A 15363-nucleotide genomic window follows, 5' to 3' on the forward strand; every position below is an offset into this window, starting at 1 on the left:
GCGATTTTATAATGCGAAAAATTGTTGCAGCGCACGCTTAATCGTTCGCGCCCTTGAGCCGATAACGGCCAGTTTGCACCCGTTTATCGGCGATTTACGCCTTTTTTCGCGGCATTTCCGTGTCTTACGCTGAGCTACAATCCTTGCCATGTTGACCGAACGGCTTTTCGCACGCTCGGCGCGGCCGCCCGGAACGCCCGGCGAGTCGTCGCCATCTCGCTGGCACCACGGACCCTGGTGGTCGAATTCCTATTTGCTGACGCCGCTCCTGTCGATCCTCGTGTTTCTGATCGTCATGAGCCTGATCTTGTGGAGCCTGAACCGCCGCGAGCAACAGCAGCAGGAAGACACGCTCTACCGCAACGTGGCTTGGGCCCAGCAGCAAATCCGGCTTTCCATGACAGGCGCTCAGGAGCAGCTGCAGGCGCTCGCACGCGACCTGGCCGCGGGGCATAGCGACCCGCAGTATTTCCAGACGTCCACCACGGACATCATGCAGGGCCATCCTGAGATCCTCTATCTCAACTGGTACACGAGCCAGGAGGAACCGCGCTGGCCCAACACGGCGATGCCGGTATTCGGCCAGCGGCTTGCCAAGCCCAACGATTCACAAATGGACGAGGCCGTGAAGGCCGCGTTCGCCGAGGCGCGCGCCACGCGCCGCCAGGTGTACTCGCCGCTTATTTACGACGACGTCGGCAACGGCTACATCACGCTGCAAACGCCGGTATACCGCGATCGGGAATTTCTTGGTTCGATCGCGGCCGTGTTCTCGGTCGAAGGCATCCTGAAGCACGACATCCCGCCCGAGCTGTCGGCCAAGTACAAGATCTCGATTCTCGACGCGAACAACCGCGAGCTCGCCACGACCTCGACGCGTCCGCGGCTGCCGCGCGACGTCTATTACGACCTGCCGCTCGACCCGCCGGGCCAGGGGGTTTCGGTACGCGTGTACTCGTACCCGCAGATGACCAACTTCACGAACAACACGCTCGTGTGGCTGGTCGCGGGACTGTCGTGCTTCGTGCTGTGGAGCCTCTGGAGCCTGTGGAAGCACACACGCCAGCGCTTCGAGGCACAGCAGGCGCTATACGCTGAGGCGTTCTTCCGCCGCGCGATGGAAAATTCGGTGCTGATCGGTATGCGCGTGCTCGATATGCACGGCCGCATCACACACGTGAACCCGGCGTTCTGCCGCATGACCGGCTGGGACGAAAGCGACCTCGTCGGCAAGAACGCGCCGTTCCCTTACTGGCCGCGCGACGCCTACCCGGAAATGCAGCGCCAGCTCGACATGACGCTGCGCGGCAAGGCGCCCTCCTCGGGGTTCGAACTGCGCGTGCGCCGCAAGGACGGCTCGCAGTTCCACGCACGCCTGTATGTCTCGCCGCTCATCGACAGCTCGGGCCGCCAGACCGGCTGGATGTCGTCGATGACCGACATCACGGAGCCCAAGCGCGCGCGCGAAGAACTCGCCGCCGCGCACGAGCGCTTCACCACGGTGCTGGAAAGCCTCGACGCCGCCGTCTCGGTGCTCGCTGCCGACGAAGCCGAACTGCTGTTCGCGAACCGCTACTACCGCCACCTCTTCGGCATCCGCCCGGATGGTCATCTTGAACTCGCAGGCGGCGGCGGCTTCGATTCGGCGAGCGCTTCCTCCGACTCGATCGACATGGTCGACGCCTTCGCAGGGCTGCCCGCCACCGCGCTCACCGAGAGCACGGCGGACGCCCAGGAGGTGTACGTCGAGAGCATCCAGAAGTGGTTCGAAGTGCGCCGCCAGTACATCCAGTGGGTGGACGGCCACCTCGCGCAAATGCAGATCGCGACCGACATCACCACGCGCAAGCAGGCGCAGGAACTGGCCCGCCAGCAAGACGAAAAGCTCCAGTTCACGAGCCGCCTGATGACGATGGGCGAAATGGCCTCGTCACTCGCGCACGAACTGAACCAGCCGCTCGCCGCGATCAACAATTACGCTTCGGGCACCGTCGCGCTCGTGAAGTCGGGCCGGGCCGCGCCCGACAACCTGCTGCCCGTGCTCGAGAAAACGGCGCAGCAAGCCGTGCGCGCGGGCATGATCATCAAGCGCATCCGCGAATTCGTGAAGCGCAGCGAACCCAAGCGCCAGGCCACGCGCGTGGCCGACATCGTCGCCGACGCCGTGGGTCTCGCCGAGATCGAGGCGCGCAAGCGCCGCATCCGCATCGTGACCGACATGCGCTCGCGCATGCCCGTGATCTACGTCGATCCGGTCCTGATCGAACAGGTGCTCGTCAATCTGCTGAAGAACGCCGCAGAAGCCATGGCCGAGGCGCGCCCGAACGCGATCGACCCGGTGATCCGCGTGATCGTGAAGCGCGAAGGCGGCAACGTGTGCATCAGCGTGGTCGACCAGGGCCCGGGCGTTGACGAAGCCACGGCCGAGCGCCTCTTCGAGCCCTTCTACAGCACCAAGTCGGACGGCATGGGCATGGGCCTGAACATCTGCCGCTCCATCATCGAATCGCACCGCGGGCGCCTCTGGGTGGTCAACAACGTCGAATCCGACGGCCACATCAGCGGCGCTACGTTCCATTGCAGTCTGCCCATCGGCGAATCGGACACCTCGCGTAGCTCCGACGAACCGACTCCACAAACCGTTACGGGAGAGCCATGAACAGCCCAGTCACCACCCAGGAAACCGTCTTTGTTGTCGATGACGACGAGGCAGTACGAGACTCCCTGCGTTGGCTCCTCGAAGCGAACGGCTACCGCGTCCAGTGTTTCAATAGCGCGGAGGAGTTCCTCGAGGCTTACCAGCCGGCGCAACAGGCCGGCCAGATCGCCTGCCTGATTCTCGACGTGCGTATGTCGGGCATGAGCGGCCTCGAACTGCAGGAACGTCTGATCGCAGAAAACGCTTCGCTGCCGATCATCTTCGTGACGGGCCACGGCGACGTGCCGATGGCCGTTTCGACCATGAAGAAGGGCGCGATGGACTTCATCGAGAAGCCCTTCGACGAAGCCGAACTGCGCAAGCTCGTGGAGCGCATGCTCGACAAGGCGCGCAACGAAAGCACCAACGTGCAGCAGCAGCGCGCGGCCGCCGAGCGCCTCGGCAAGCTCACGGCACGCGAGCATCAGGTGCTCGAGCGCATCATCGCGGGCCGCCTGAACAAGCAGATCGCCGACGACCTCGGCATCAGCATCAAGACGGTGGAGGCGCACCGCGCCAACATCATGGAGAAGCTCAACGTCAACACGGTCGCCGACCTGCTGCGTCTCGCGCTCTCCAACAAGCCGCAACAAGCGCAGCAGTAAGCGTCCTTCTCCGGCTGCATTCGCGCGCGCCACGGCGCGCGCGAATGCAACTCGTGGCGTCTCGCCGCAACTGCCTCCCTCACCCATCGTCCGCTCAGGCCAGAGCATGGCCGCCGCGCGGGTATAATGTCGGCCTTCGAATGGCGCCCGCTCTTTGCCGCTCGCCCGCGCCCCGCGCGCGCCAGCGCTCGCGCCATTAAGTGCCCATACGTGCCCCGCATCGCCCACTCTCGACCCCGACCGACCATGACTGCCACCCTCATCGACGGCAACGCCCTTTCCAAGAAGCTGCGCGCCGAAGTCGCCACGCGCGCCGCCGCCCTCACCGCCCGCGGCCATCAGCCGGGACTCGCCGTCGTGCTGGTCGGCGACAATCCGGCGAGCGAAGTCTACGTGCGCAACAAGATCAAGGCCTGCGAAGACAACGGCCTCTACTCGTCGTACGACCGCTATCCCGAGTCGCTTTCCGAAGCCGACCTGCTCAAGCGCATCGACGAGCTGAACCGCGACCCGAAGATCAACGGCATTCTCGTGCAGTTGCCGCTGCCGAGGCACATCGACAGCCACAAGGTGATCGAGGCGATCGCGCCGGAGAAGGACGTGGACGGCTTTCACGTGGCCAACGCGGGCGCGCTCATGACGGGCCAGCCGCTCTTTCGCCCGTGCACGCCCTACGGCGTGATGAAGATGTTCGAGGAATACAAGATCCCGCTCGAAGGCGCGAACGCCGTGGTGATCGGCCGCTCGAACATCGTCGGCAAACCGATGGCGCTCCTGCTGCTCGAAAAGGGCGCGACGGTCACGATCTGCCACAGCAAGACGCGTGACCTCGCGAAGCACACGCGCGACGCCGACGTCGTGGTCGCTGCGGTGGGCAAGCGCAACGTGCTGACCGCCGACATGATCAAGCCGGGTGCGACCGTGATCGACGTGGGCATGAACCGCGACGACAACGGCAAGCTCTGCGGCGACGTCGATTTCGCGGGCCTGAAGGATGTCGCCGGCTTCATCACGCCGGTGCCGGGCGGCGTCGGCCCGATGACCATCACGATGCTGCTCGTGAATACGATCGAAGCGGCGGAGCGCGCGGCAGGCGCGTAAGCAGCGCGCGACCTCGCGTCGCAGTATGACGTTCGAGAAGCGGCCCATCACGGGCCGCTTTCTTTTTGCGGCGCCACCCGCGCGCGCGAGGCAGGCCGGGATTTCGCCGCCACCGCGCCACATCTGTTAATTTGCTCGGATGACCCGGTTGGAAAGCGCACTTGGCGCCCCAATAACCGAAATATCGGGCGCGCACGCGCATGCCGCGCCCCGGTCCCCTAACCCGCGACAGACAGGAACAGGAAGCATCATGGCAACTACCCCCTCCGACAATCCGCTCCTCGATTTCACCGGCCTGCCGCGCTTTGGCGAAATCCGCCCCGAGCACGTGACGCCCGCGCTCGACGTCCTGCTCGCGAACGCGAAGGCCGCCGTCGAGCGCGCCGCGCAACCCATGACGCCCGCGCAGTGGAGCGACGTGGTCGAGCCGGTCGAGCGCGCCAGCGAGCCGCTTTCGCGCGCCTGGGGCGTGGTCGGCCACCTGAACGCCGTCGCCGACACGCCGGAACTGCGCGCCGCCCACGGCGAGAACCTGCCGCGCGTGACCGAATTCTGGTCGAGCGTCGGCCAGAATCTCGAGCTGTTCAAGAAATACAAGGCCATCACGAATCACAACTCGTTCGAGCTGCTCTCGGGCGAGCGCAAGAAGATCCTCGACAACTCGCTGCGCGACTTCCGCCTCTCGGGCGCGGAGTTGCCCGAAGACCAGAAGCCGCGCTTCGCCGAATTGCAGGAGCGCCAGGCCGCACTCGCCAAAGCGTTCTCCGACCACGTGCTCGACGCGACCAACGGCTACGCGTTCTACGCCACGAGCGAAGCTGACCTCGTGGGCCTGCCCGACGACGTAGTCGCCGGCGCGCGCGAAGCCGCCGAGCGCGAGGACAAGGAAGGCTGGAAGTTCACGCTGCACTTCCCCTCGTACTTCCCGGTGCTGCAGTACTCGGAAAACCGCGCGATGCGCGAGACGATGTACCGCGCCTACGTCACGCGCGCCTCCGAACTCGGCCCCGTCTACGGCGGCGGCAAGGCCGAATGGGACAACACGGCAATCATCGAAGAGCAACTGAAGCTGCGTGCCGAGGAAGCGAAGATGCTCGGCTACAACAACTTCGCCGAAGTCTCGCTCACGCCGAAGATGGCCGAAACGCCGGCCCAGGTGATGAGCTTCCTCGAAGACCTCGCGACGCGCGCGCGCCCGCACGCCGAAAAGGACTGGGAAGAGCTGCGCGAATTCGCCGCGAGCGAACTGGGCATCACGCAGATCGAGCCGTGGGACATGGCGTTCGCCGCCGAGCGCCTGCGCCAGAAGCGCTACTCGTTCTCGGAGAACGAGGTGAAGCAGTACTTCCCGGAAGACTTCGTGCTGCAAGGCCTCTTCAAGGTCACGGAAACGCTGTTCGGCGTGCGCATCCGCCCGGACAGCGCGGCGGTGTGGAATCCGGACGTGCGCTTCTTCCGCGTGGAAAACGCGGACGGTACGCTCGTCGCGCAGTTCTATCTCGACCTCTATGCGCGTGAAGGCAAGCGCGGCGGCGCATGGATGGACGACGCGCGCTCGCGCCGCAAGCTCGAAGGCAACGGCGTGCAAACGCCCGTCGCGTATCTCACGTGCAACTTCTCCGCGCCGGTGGGCGGGCGCCCCGCGTGCTTCACGCACGACGAAGTCATCACGCTCTTCCACGAGTTCGGCCACGGTTTGCACCACATGCTCACGCGTGTGGACGAACTGGGCGTGTCGGGCATCAACGGCGTGGAGTGGGACGCCGTCGAACTGCCCTCGCAGTTCATGGAAAACTTCTGCTGGGAATGGGACGTGGTGCGCGAAATGAGCTCACATGTCGAGACCGCCAAGCCGCTGCCGCGCGAACTCTTCGACAAGATGCTCGCCGCGAAGAACTTCCAGAGCGGTCTCGGCACGCTGCGCCAGATCGTGTTCTCGATGTTCGACATGGCGCTGCACGTCGACTTCGACGCCTCGAAGGGCAAGAGCGCAAACGACCTCGCGCGCGAGATCAACGAGCGCTATCACGTCATTCCGCAGGCTGCGTTCTCGCGCTGGCCGAACACGTTCAGCCACATCTTCGCGGGCGGCTACGCGGCCGGCTACTACAGCTACAAGTGGGCCGAAGTGCTTTCCGCCGACGCCTACGCCGCCTTCGAAGAAGCCGCGCAAGCCGCGAAGTCGAGCGTGCTCGACGAAGCGACCGGCACGCGCTACCGCAAGGAAATTCTCGAAGTGGGCGGCAGCCGCCCGGCGATGGAGTCGTTCAAGGCCTTCCGCGGCCGCGAACCGAACATCGATGCGTTGCTGCGTCACAACGGCATGGAGCAGCCGCCGGCACAGCAATGACCAGGTGAGTCGCTAGTAAACGATCCAAACTAAAACCGCGCATGGGTGTGCAGCCCATGCGCGGTTTTTTATTGCCTTGCGTGTTATCGATGCAACTTGAAATCGACGCTTTCCGGCCGTCCCTCGAGCGAAAGCGCCGCGCGCTGCGCGGGTTGCCGGCTCACCACCCTGCCCCGGCTCACAACTGCGAGCCGCGCTGCGCGCATCCGGATCGCCTCGATGGGATCGCGCGCGTCGAGCACCACGAGGTTCGCCGCGCAACCTGGCGCCACACCGTAGCCGTCGAGGCCGAGGATCGTCGCCGCATTCACGGTCACCGCGTCGAAGCAGGCGCGCGAGGCTTCAGTGCCCGTCATCTGCGCAACATGCAGGCCCATGTGCGCAACTTCGAGCATGTCGCCTGAACCGAAGCTGTACCACGGGTCCATCACGCAATCGTGGCCGAACGCGACGGTCACGCCTGCCGCCATCAACTCGGGCACGCGCGTCATGCCGCGGCGCTTCGGGTACGTATCGGAGCGCCCTTGCAGCGTGATGTTGATGAGCGGGTTCGCAATCGCCGCGACCCCCGACTCGCGCATGAGCGGAATCAGCTTGCTCACGTAGTAGTTGTCCATCGAGTGCATCGACGTGAGATGCGAGCCGGCCACGCGCCCATGCATGCCTAGCCGATGCGTTTGCGCCGCGAGCGTTTCGATGTGACGCGAAAGCGGGTCGTCGGATTCGTCGCAATGCATGTCGACGCGCAAGCCCTTTTCGGCGGCGAACTCGCAGAGCAGGCGCACCGACTCGGCACCGTCCGCCATCGTGCGCTCGAAGTGAGGGATGCCGCCCACCACGTCCACGCCCATCGCGATCGCGCGCTTGAGATTGTCGAACGCCCCTTCGCTGCGCAACACGCCGTCCTGCGGGAACGCTACGAGCTGGAGATCGAGATACGGCCCAACGCGGCGCTTCACTTCGAGCAGCGCTTCGACCGCGAGCAGTCGCGCGTCGCACACGTCGACGTGCGAGCGGATCGCGAGCAGTCCGCGCGCGACGGCCCAGTCGCAGTACTGAAGCGCGCGCTCGACGAGCGCCTCCTGCGTGAGATGCGGCTTGAGCTCGCCCCACAGCGCGATGCCCTCGAGCAGCGTACCCGACGCATTCACGCGCGGCAGGCCATACGAGAGCGTGGCGTCCATGTGGAAATGCGCATCGACGAACGGCGCGCTCACGAGCGCACCCGCGGCATCGATCTCCTCTTGCGCCGTCGCCGCCAGACGAGGTTCGACGGCGGCGATACGCCCCGCCTCGATGCCGATATCCACCGTGGGATACCCAGCGGGATGCGCATGTGAGAGCACCGCGCGGCGAATGATCAGGTCCATCTGCGGCTCCTTGTTCTGGCGTGGCGGCGTGGCGCCTTCGATTTGACTCGCGTCGATTCTATCGGCGCCAGAATAGCGCCGCCAGCGGCGTGGCCTGCGTTCGCGTGAAGACGTCATACGAACACGGTCGGTGCTTCGTCCTCGCTGCACGCGTGTGTCCATGCCCTTTATCTGGTCCCGTACCGTTTCGGATCGCCTTTACCGTCTCTGGACTCCTCGCTGCACCGGCCTATACTCGTGCGGACCGAACAGTCCAAGAGAATGAGGAACGAATCGATGAAAACGATCGGCGTGATTGGGGGAATGAGTTGGGAATCGTCGGCCGAGTATTACCGGCTGCTGAACCGCCACGCGAAGGCGCGCCTGGGCGGTCATCACAACGCGCGCAGTCTGATGGTCACGGTGGACTTCGCGCAGGTTGAAGCACTCCAGCGCGCGGGCGACTGGGACGCGCTAGGCGTGCAGATGGCCGAGGCCGCGCAACAGCTCGAGCGCGGTGGCGCCGACATCGTGCTGCTCGCGACGAACACGATGCACCGCGTGCGCGCGGCGATCGAGGCGACGATCTCGATCCCCTTCCTGCATATCGCGGACCCGACCGGTCAGGCGTTGCGCGCCGCGGGCTTCACGCGCGCGGGTCTGCTTGGCACGCGCTACACGATGGAGCAGGACTTCTACGTCGGGCGATTGCGCGAGGCGCATGGGATCGAAGCGATCGTGCCGAACGAACATGACCGCGCGGACGTGCATCGCATCATTTACGACGAACTGTGTCACGGCAAGGTGGATGCAGAGTCGCGGCGCACTTATCAGCGCGTGATCGAAGACCTCGCGGCGCGTGGCGCGCAGGCGGTCATTCTCGGTTGCACGGAGATCACGCTGCTGATTGGGCAGAACGACTCAGCACTCCCGGTGTTCGACACCACCGCGTTGCATGCACAGGCCGCGGTGGATTGGGCGATTCGAAGCGATGCGGGCGCTTAGCGATGGCGTTCGTTGTAGACGGCCGCCTCGCGCAGTTCGTCCTTGGCTTGTTGCAGCAGTTGTAACGCGCGCTCTGCGTGGCCGCCAAACTGGGCGCGGTGATCCTTACGCGCAGCCTCGATATGCGAGCTGCTCTGATCGATCAGCTGTTGCGCCGTTTCGAGATTCGGATACTGGGAAGGCGGTGCGGCAAATGCCGTTGTGGCGCAGCACACTGCAAGACTTGCCGACGCGGCGATGAGTGGAAAACGCTTCATGTGTTTGCTCCGGAAAAAGCGGGACGCACTCGCGTCCCAGAACGTTGGCCAGCAACGACGACCGTGCCGATATGGGGAAGGCAGACCGTCTGCTGAACTAACGTCCTCGGTTTCCGGCTGTTGACACGTCTGACAATGCTTGACGTTGCCGCTGATTACGCGATTAGCCGGGGGACGATGCAAAGCTCGCATGGCTTCAGAAAGGCATGAATATTGGATAAGTACCTGATACTCGTCCTCATACCACTCGAGCTGCTCTGCCAGGATTCGAAACTTTTGGGGGATTGAAGGACTGCTGCCATCGAGGGTCGCGATGCCCAGGGCAGACGCCGAAAACAAAAAACCCGCTCGGAGCGGGTTCGTTGATTGGCACAAGGCCACACAGCTTAAGACGTTTGGTTGCGGGGGTAGGATTTGAACCTACGACCTTCGGGTTATGAGCCCGATTTACCATGTTTCTTCACGTTGCCCGATGTTGCTGAGTGCTTGAAAATCAATAGCTTAGGTATATATTGGAAGCCTGTTGTTGCCCGTTGTTGCTGGCGGGCAGTGTCCAAAGATTGTCCAACACAGGCCATCCATGTCCAAAGCCCTTATCAGCCGCGACCTGCTGCGCGGCATCGAACCGAACGGAAAGATTCAGGAAATCGCCGATACCGCCCTTGTCGGGTTTGTCGCGCGCATCATGCCGCGCGGCACAATCCAGTTTGGCATCCGCTACCGCGACGCCGAAGGCAAATCGATTCGCCGCAAGATCGGGACGTATCCGACCATGCAACCGTCAGCGGCGCGGGAAGCCGCGAAAAAAGAACTCGAACAGACGCCGCAAAAAAATGATACGCCCGCTGTCGTTGAAGACAAGAAACGCCGCCGCGTGGAATCCGTGCGGCGCGCACACGGTTGCCCGACCGTGCGAACCTTTCTTGACGGCGACTACTGCACTTATCTGCAAGCCAACGAAATCAGCACGGCGAACGCCGCCCTGATCCGCTCATCATTCGCTGACTTGCTCGACCGCTCGCTTGACGAAATCACGCCCTGGCTGCTCGAAAGCTGGAAAGCCCGTGCGGCGAAATCGGGCATCAAGCCGAAAACGATTGCCAACAAGATTCACGCGTTGCAAGGGTTGCTGCGCGTGGCCACCGACGCCGGGCACATTGCCGACAATCCGGCCCGCAAGGTGAAGCGCAACGGCAAGGCCGATATTGTGGTGCGCTACTTGAGCACCGACGAACGCGAGCGCCTGTACGCGGCGATGGAAGCACGCGAGGAAGCGAACCGCGATGCGCGGCAACGGACCATTGCTCACCGCCGCATGCGCAAGCAGACACCGCCGCCATCGCTGCGCGGTGTGCGCTATACCGATCACCTGCAACCGTTCGTTGTGTGCGCACTTAATAGCGGAATGCGCAAGGGCGAACTGCTTGCGCTCGAATGGGATGACGTGGATTTCGAGCGCCGCACGATCCACGTGCGCCGTGCAGTTGCCAAGAGCGACAAGCGCCGCGACATTCCGATCAGCGACGAACTGTTCGAATGCTTCACCGCATGGAAGCCGCTCGCACATCGAACCTTTGTATTTGGTAACCTGGAAACCGACGCGCCGCTGACGGACATCGGCAACGCATGGGATGCGCTGCTCGATGCGGCGCAAATCACGAGCTACCGATTTCACGATACGCGACACACATTCGCGACCGAACTCGTTTCACGCGGTGTCGATCTCTACCGGCTGAAAACGCTGCTCGGTCATTCGAGCTATGCGATGGTTGAACGTTATGCACACATTCAACCTTCTCACTTGCACAGTGCGATCGATCAGGGGCTCAACGCGCCGCGCCGCGAAGCGAAGAAGCGCACCGCACGCACGGCGACAGGTGCCGCATGAGTGCGCCAGACGATATGGAGCACGCTGCGCCGCCGTGCTTCGACAGGGCCACTGCCGAACGGCTGCGCGCACAGTACATGACGCAAAGCACGGCGCACCCAGGCGTTGCTGACGAACTTGGCGAAAATTTCGTGAGCGAGCTTGAAGGCTATGCGCGATTTCTGCCCGATCTCGCGAAGTCCGCTTTGCCACCGCAGCGCGAGCGCCAGCGCGCGATGAGCACCGTTGCACTCGCGCTCAGGCACGCGACGGACAGCCTCGCAGGGCTTGACGAAGCGGCGCGCGGCTGGCTGCTCGCTCACATCTACCAGGAGTTGGGGGGGAGCAAAGCCGAGAGCGTCAATGCGGCGCGCGCTCAAATCGCCGCGCAAATCCTGCAGCCGGATTTGATCGACCTGCTCAACCGTGCCGCGCGTGCGGCCCGGGATGCAGCCGATACCCTGCCTGAACCGGCACCACGTATCCGGGCGGAACTGTATGGCGCACGCGCCGTGCTCGGTCTCTTCGCTGCGCACGAACTGCCGTTCTCACAGGGCGAAAATGGCTTTGCCGCCGAAGCCCTGCGGGCATTGCTGGCGCTGTGTGGCCTGCCTGACGTGGATCGCGTCGGCTACTGGCTCAGGCAAGCGATCGACAATCCTGCCAATCTCCCCTAGCACTGATCGAGCCGCCTACCCGACAAAAAAGCCCGCCACTTTTCTGGCGGGCTTTTTGTTTGTAATCGAGCGTTGCTATCTTCTACGATGCACTCCAGACACTTGTATAACCTGGAGTAATCGAATGGAATCCACCATCATTGACACGTCGCCGACTGATGAGCACGGCGCGTTCACGCTCGCGGAATTTTGCCAACGATATCGCCTCAACCGCGTCACGCTGTTTCGACTTCGCCGCGCTGGGCTCGGCCCCGAAGAGATTCACGCCGGACGAAAAGTGTTGATCTCACGCCGCAGTGCGCTCGCTTGGGAAGCGATGATGCAGGCGCGCGCGCGTGAAGCTCGATCGCTCAATAAGCAAACCGAAACACCAATGTGAGGCGGCCATGTACGCCTCTGGAAAAAGAAGCGCCCGCTTGAGGGCGGGCGGTGGAGTGGACACGAGCGAAAAGCACTCACAGCCTACTCCCCGCTTTGCCACGCCGCAAGCTCTGGCGCATTGGTTCGAGGATCGCATTGCGCGTGAGCTTGAGCGTGCCCGTGCATGCATGACCGATGCCGAATGGACCGAGCATTGCACATGGATCGAGGCGAATGCGCGCGCTTCGCTGCTCGATGCGCTGCGCGCACACGCCGATCGAGGTGCATTGTGAAACCCGCCGAGCGTGCCGTGCCGGGTAATGTCGATGCAACGACATATGCTGACCTGATCGAACGCAGCGGCAACCGTCGCGAGCAGATCGCGCACGCCGAAGAGCGCGCCGCGAAGGCGCGCGTTGAGAAAGCGAACGGCACGAAGGCAATCGAGATTTGGACGCCCGTGCCCGTGGAAATCGAGGATTTGATGAAAGCGCCACCGCCTAAGCCGGACTTCATCATTGGCGATTTGTTGCCTCCTGGGCTCACATTCATCGCGGGCCGTCCGAAGCAAGGCAAGTCCTTGCTATGCCTGGGCATGGCGCTATCTATCGCAAGCGGCGTGCCCTTCTGGGGGCGTGATGTGCGGCAAGGGCGGGTGTTGTATCTCGACCTTGAATCAGCCAACTGGCGCGTGTATGAGCGGGTGAAGAAGACAGGAATGGAAGTGCCGAGCGGTATGACGTTTTTCTTCGACTGGCGGCGCGGCAATCGCCAGGCGCTTTTCGATGTGCTTGATGCACGCTCCGATGTGCGGCTCATCGTGATCGACGTATGGCGCAAATTCGCGCTACCGCAACCACGGCACGTCGATGCCTACGAGCATGAGCAAGAGGAGTTGCAGTGGCTCTCGAAGCTTGGCACCGAGCGAGGCATCTCATTGCTCGCGGTCGGCCATACCGTCAAGAATCCATCGGTCGATAACGATGTTTTCGCAGGTGTCGGCGGCTCTTCTGCGATCACGGGTAACAGTGATGCCGTGATGCTTTTGCGCCGCGAAGGCGAAGATGGACGTGTGCTCTATATGCAGGGCCGTGATCTTGGCGAGGCAGCGTATCGGCTTCGTCTTGACGATCACCTGTGCTTTCACTGCCTGGGCGATGCATCGCTCTATGCGTCGGACGCTGAATTGCGCTACCTGCTTGCGATCAACAACGGGGCAATCACGCCATCGCGCATTGCTTTTGAACTGAATGTGTCGCGCGCCGCAGTATCGCAGATGCTGCGCAGCCTGCACGACAAGGCGCTGATCGACAAACGCAATGGAGCGTTGACGATCACACACATCGCAACCCAGTTGATCGAAGGGCAATCGGCCTATGAGCAGGCATACAGGGAGGCGTCGGGCCGTTAAGACCGTCTCTCCATCTATAGAAGAGAGAGAACTTATCTTTCTTAATACTACTTATGGATATTCATTGTCTTACCTTGCTTTACTTGATTAGCAAGACTTACGGATGTGCAAGATTTGTATAGCTCGTGTTAAGTACCCCAACTTAACAGCCAGAGCCTTGTTGCGTAAGCCTTTGCGGGTGATTTTGATTGGTTGTTAAGCAGTTAAGCTCGTTTAGTGGAGATGATGATGGCAAGCGAAAAAGACATGAGCGCGAAGGAACGTAACACCCTGATCGAGATCGCAAAGACGCGCGCGCGCGTCGCCAAGGGTGAGATCGACCGGCGCGCCGCACATTTGCGCGCAGAGTGTGAGCGCGAGCTATGTGCCGTCTCTGCGGAGGATGAGGCGTGGCGCGATATCGTGGACGAAGCGAAGGCCGCCGCTAAGCACGCCGACGAAGAACTCGCGCGCCGCTGCAAGGCGCGTGGCATCCGCGCGAGTTTCCGCCCGACGATCTATTCGAATTTTTATGGACGTGGAGAGAACGCCACGCGCGAGCGCCGCGCCGAACTGCGCAAGCTGGCAGAGACGCTCATCGCCGCCGACGCGAAAGAAGCCAAACACGAGATTGAAAAATGGACCGCCGAAGTGATGATGCTACTCATGGCGGGCCTGCTCGAAAGCGCCGCCGCGCGCGCCAGTCTCGACACCCTGCCAAGCATCGAAGCATTGCTTCCCGCTCCAACGCTGGTCGCGCTCGACGCGCTTACCACGCGCCCCGGCCTGCGCATTCTGCCCGGCGAGTGCGACACTTCAACTGCCAATATCGATGGCGAATAACCGGAGGCATCCGTGAACCATCTCTCAAAATTCGACGCGCGCCAACTCGAAGCACTGAATGTGCTCTCAGATTTTTTCCGCAAGCATTGGAGCATGCCGCTTGAGCAAATCCATGTAGCCGACCCTGCGCGCGTCGCACTCGATCTTTACAGCGCAGCGTGCCTTGTGATCGACCTCGAAGCTACGCGCCTTGAACTGGCACGCCGGACATATCTTTCACTCATGAGCGCAGGCGTGCCGAAGTCAGGGAGTGCCGATGAAGTCACCATGAGGAAGGCCTATCACGATCGCAATGCGCAATTGCGATGGAGTCAGGAAGTGCTTCGATGGTGTGGTGATTGCCTGGGTCATCTGCAGGACGAAGCAACGCAGTCCGGCGCGATGCATTGACGTTGCATTGCATGCGGCGCGATCATTCATCCAGTCGCGCGGTGTGCGCAAACCTGGCGGAGCGACGCAATGGACGAAGGCATGCGGTTTTACTCAAACGTGCTGCGCGTGAATCGTGAGGCGATGCAATTCGTGTGTGAAGCGCTCGACGATGCAACGGCATCGGTCGTTGCGCGCGCAATTGAATGCGGCCAACATCTCGTCCTGGTCAGCGACCAACAGAGCGGCTTGCTGGTTGCACTATGCGACTGGCGCACAGGAGAGGCCGCGGTGCTCGGCTCGGTGAGTGCGCGCGACGGCAGGGAGCGAATCTATCAGTTAAGGCATGCAGACGATTCAACAGACAACGGTGATAACCAACCGTGCCGCGCTCGCGCGTGATGCGATGAGTCGGTGTGAGAGTCCCGCGCTCAAGGCTTGCGCGGGCGCTGCGAGCGTGATGCCCGACCGAGCGAACGACCGAAACGAGCC

Annotated in this window: 15 protein-coding genes; 13 read left to right on the forward strand and 2 right to left on the reverse strand. The window is 62.7% G+C overall.

Annotation, left to right across the window (positions count from 1 at the left end; genetic code table 11):
- The first annotated feature begins 148 nt into the window (after positions 1-148).
- The 4 genes from fixL (at position 149) to VSR72_RS13495 (ending at position 6754) form a co-directional block, all read left to right on the forward strand.
- Positions 149-2659, forward strand: coding sequence for an oxygen sensor histidine kinase FixL (gene fixL, locus VSR72_RS13480; RefSeq protein WP_342952837.1), 2511 nt, complete (start codon positions 149-151; stop codon positions 2657-2659).
- Positions 2656-3303 carry an oxygen response regulator transcription factor FixJ gene (fixJ, locus tag VSR72_RS13485; RefSeq protein WP_112176807.1) on the forward strand — a complete coding sequence of 216 codons (648 nt, stop codon included), beginning with the start codon at positions 2656-2658 and terminating at the stop codon, positions 3301-3303. Before fixL ends, fixJ begins: the two co-directional genes overlap by 4 nt.
- 246 nt (positions 3304-3549) lie before the next feature.
- Complete coding sequence (folD, locus tag VSR72_RS13490; RefSeq protein ID WP_342952838.1) at positions 3550-4404, forward strand: bifunctional methylenetetrahydrofolate dehydrogenase/methenyltetrahydrofolate cyclohydrolase FolD; 855 nt, start codon at positions 3550-3552, stop codon at positions 4402-4404.
- 250 nt (positions 4405-4654) lie between these two features.
- The gene (locus VSR72_RS13495; RefSeq protein WP_342952839.1) at positions 4655-6754 is read left to right on the forward strand and encodes a M3 family metallopeptidase; all 2100 of its coding nucleotides are present in this window, start codon (positions 4655-4657) and stop codon (positions 6752-6754) included.
- Positions 6755-6837: 83 nt separating this feature from the next.
- On the opposite strand, the gene VSR72_RS13500 is transcribed toward VSR72_RS13495, so the two are convergent.
- Positions 6838-8124 (reverse strand): amidohydrolase family protein, encoded by a 1287-nt coding sequence (locus tag VSR72_RS13500; RefSeq protein ID WP_342952840.1) that lies wholly within the window; start codon positions 8122-8124, stop codon positions 6838-6840.
- A gap of 276 nt (positions 8125-8400) precedes the next feature.
- Between VSR72_RS13500 and VSR72_RS13505 the strand changes: the two genes are divergently transcribed.
- A complete protein-coding gene (locus tag VSR72_RS13505; RefSeq protein WP_342952841.1) occupies positions 8401-9108 on the forward strand; it encodes an aspartate/glutamate racemase family protein in 708 nt (235 codons plus the stop codon).
- Here VSR72_RS13505 and VSR72_RS13510 read toward each other — a convergent pair.
- Positions 9105-9365 (reverse strand): hypothetical protein, encoded by a 261-nt coding sequence (locus tag VSR72_RS13510; protein ID WP_342952842.1) that lies wholly within the window; start codon positions 9363-9365, stop codon positions 9105-9107. The genes VSR72_RS13505 and VSR72_RS13510 overlap by 4 nt on opposite strands.
- 580 nt (positions 9366-9945) lie before the next feature.
- Between VSR72_RS13510 and VSR72_RS13515 the strand changes: the two genes are divergently transcribed.
- From VSR72_RS13515 to VSR72_RS13550, 8 genes are all read left to right on the forward strand, one after another.
- Positions 9946-11253 carry a site-specific integrase gene (locus VSR72_RS13515; RefSeq protein WP_342952843.1) on the forward strand — a complete coding sequence of 436 codons (1308 nt, stop codon included), beginning with the start codon at positions 9946-9948 and terminating at the stop codon, positions 11251-11253.
- 131 nt (positions 11254-11384) lie between these two features.
- Positions 11385-11909 carry a hypothetical protein gene (locus VSR72_RS13520; protein WP_342952844.1) on the forward strand — a complete coding sequence of 175 codons (525 nt, stop codon included), beginning with the start codon at positions 11385-11387 and terminating at the stop codon, positions 11907-11909.
- A gap of 124 nt (positions 11910-12033) precedes the next feature.
- Entirely contained in the window at positions 12034-12288 is a 255-nt protein-coding gene (locus VSR72_RS13525; protein ID WP_342952845.1) for a hypothetical protein, read from the forward strand.
- Positions 12245-12562 (forward strand): hypothetical protein, encoded by a 318-nt coding sequence (locus tag VSR72_RS13530; protein ID WP_342952846.1) that lies wholly within the window; start codon positions 12245-12247, stop codon positions 12560-12562. Before VSR72_RS13525 ends, VSR72_RS13530 begins: the two co-directional genes overlap by 44 nt.
- The gene (locus VSR72_RS13535) at positions 12559-13680 is read left to right on the forward strand and encodes an AAA family ATPase (RefSeq protein WP_342952847.1); all 1122 of its coding nucleotides are present in this window, start codon (positions 12559-12561) and stop codon (positions 13678-13680) included. Before VSR72_RS13530 ends, VSR72_RS13535 begins: the two co-directional genes overlap by 4 nt.
- 228 nt (positions 13681-13908) lie before the next feature.
- Positions 13909-14502: a hypothetical protein gene (locus VSR72_RS13540; RefSeq protein WP_342952848.1), complete on the forward strand. Its 594-nt coding sequence runs from the start codon at positions 13909-13911 to the stop codon at positions 14500-14502.
- 12 nt (positions 14503-14514) lie between these two features.
- A complete protein-coding gene (locus VSR72_RS13545; RefSeq protein ID WP_342952849.1) occupies positions 14515-14892 on the forward strand; it encodes a hypothetical protein in 378 nt (125 codons plus the stop codon).
- A gap of 69 nt (positions 14893-14961) precedes the next feature.
- Positions 14962-15273 carry a hypothetical protein gene (locus tag VSR72_RS13550; RefSeq protein WP_342952850.1) on the forward strand — a complete coding sequence of 104 codons (312 nt, stop codon included), beginning with the start codon at positions 14962-14964 and terminating at the stop codon, positions 15271-15273.
- Positions 15274-15363 lie beyond the last annotated feature (90 nt).

The sequence above is a fragment of the Paraburkholderia sp. JHI869 genome (genome assembly GCF_038900775.1).
Classification (GTDB): domain Bacteria; phylum Pseudomonadota; class Gammaproteobacteria; order Burkholderiales; family Burkholderiaceae; genus Paraburkholderia.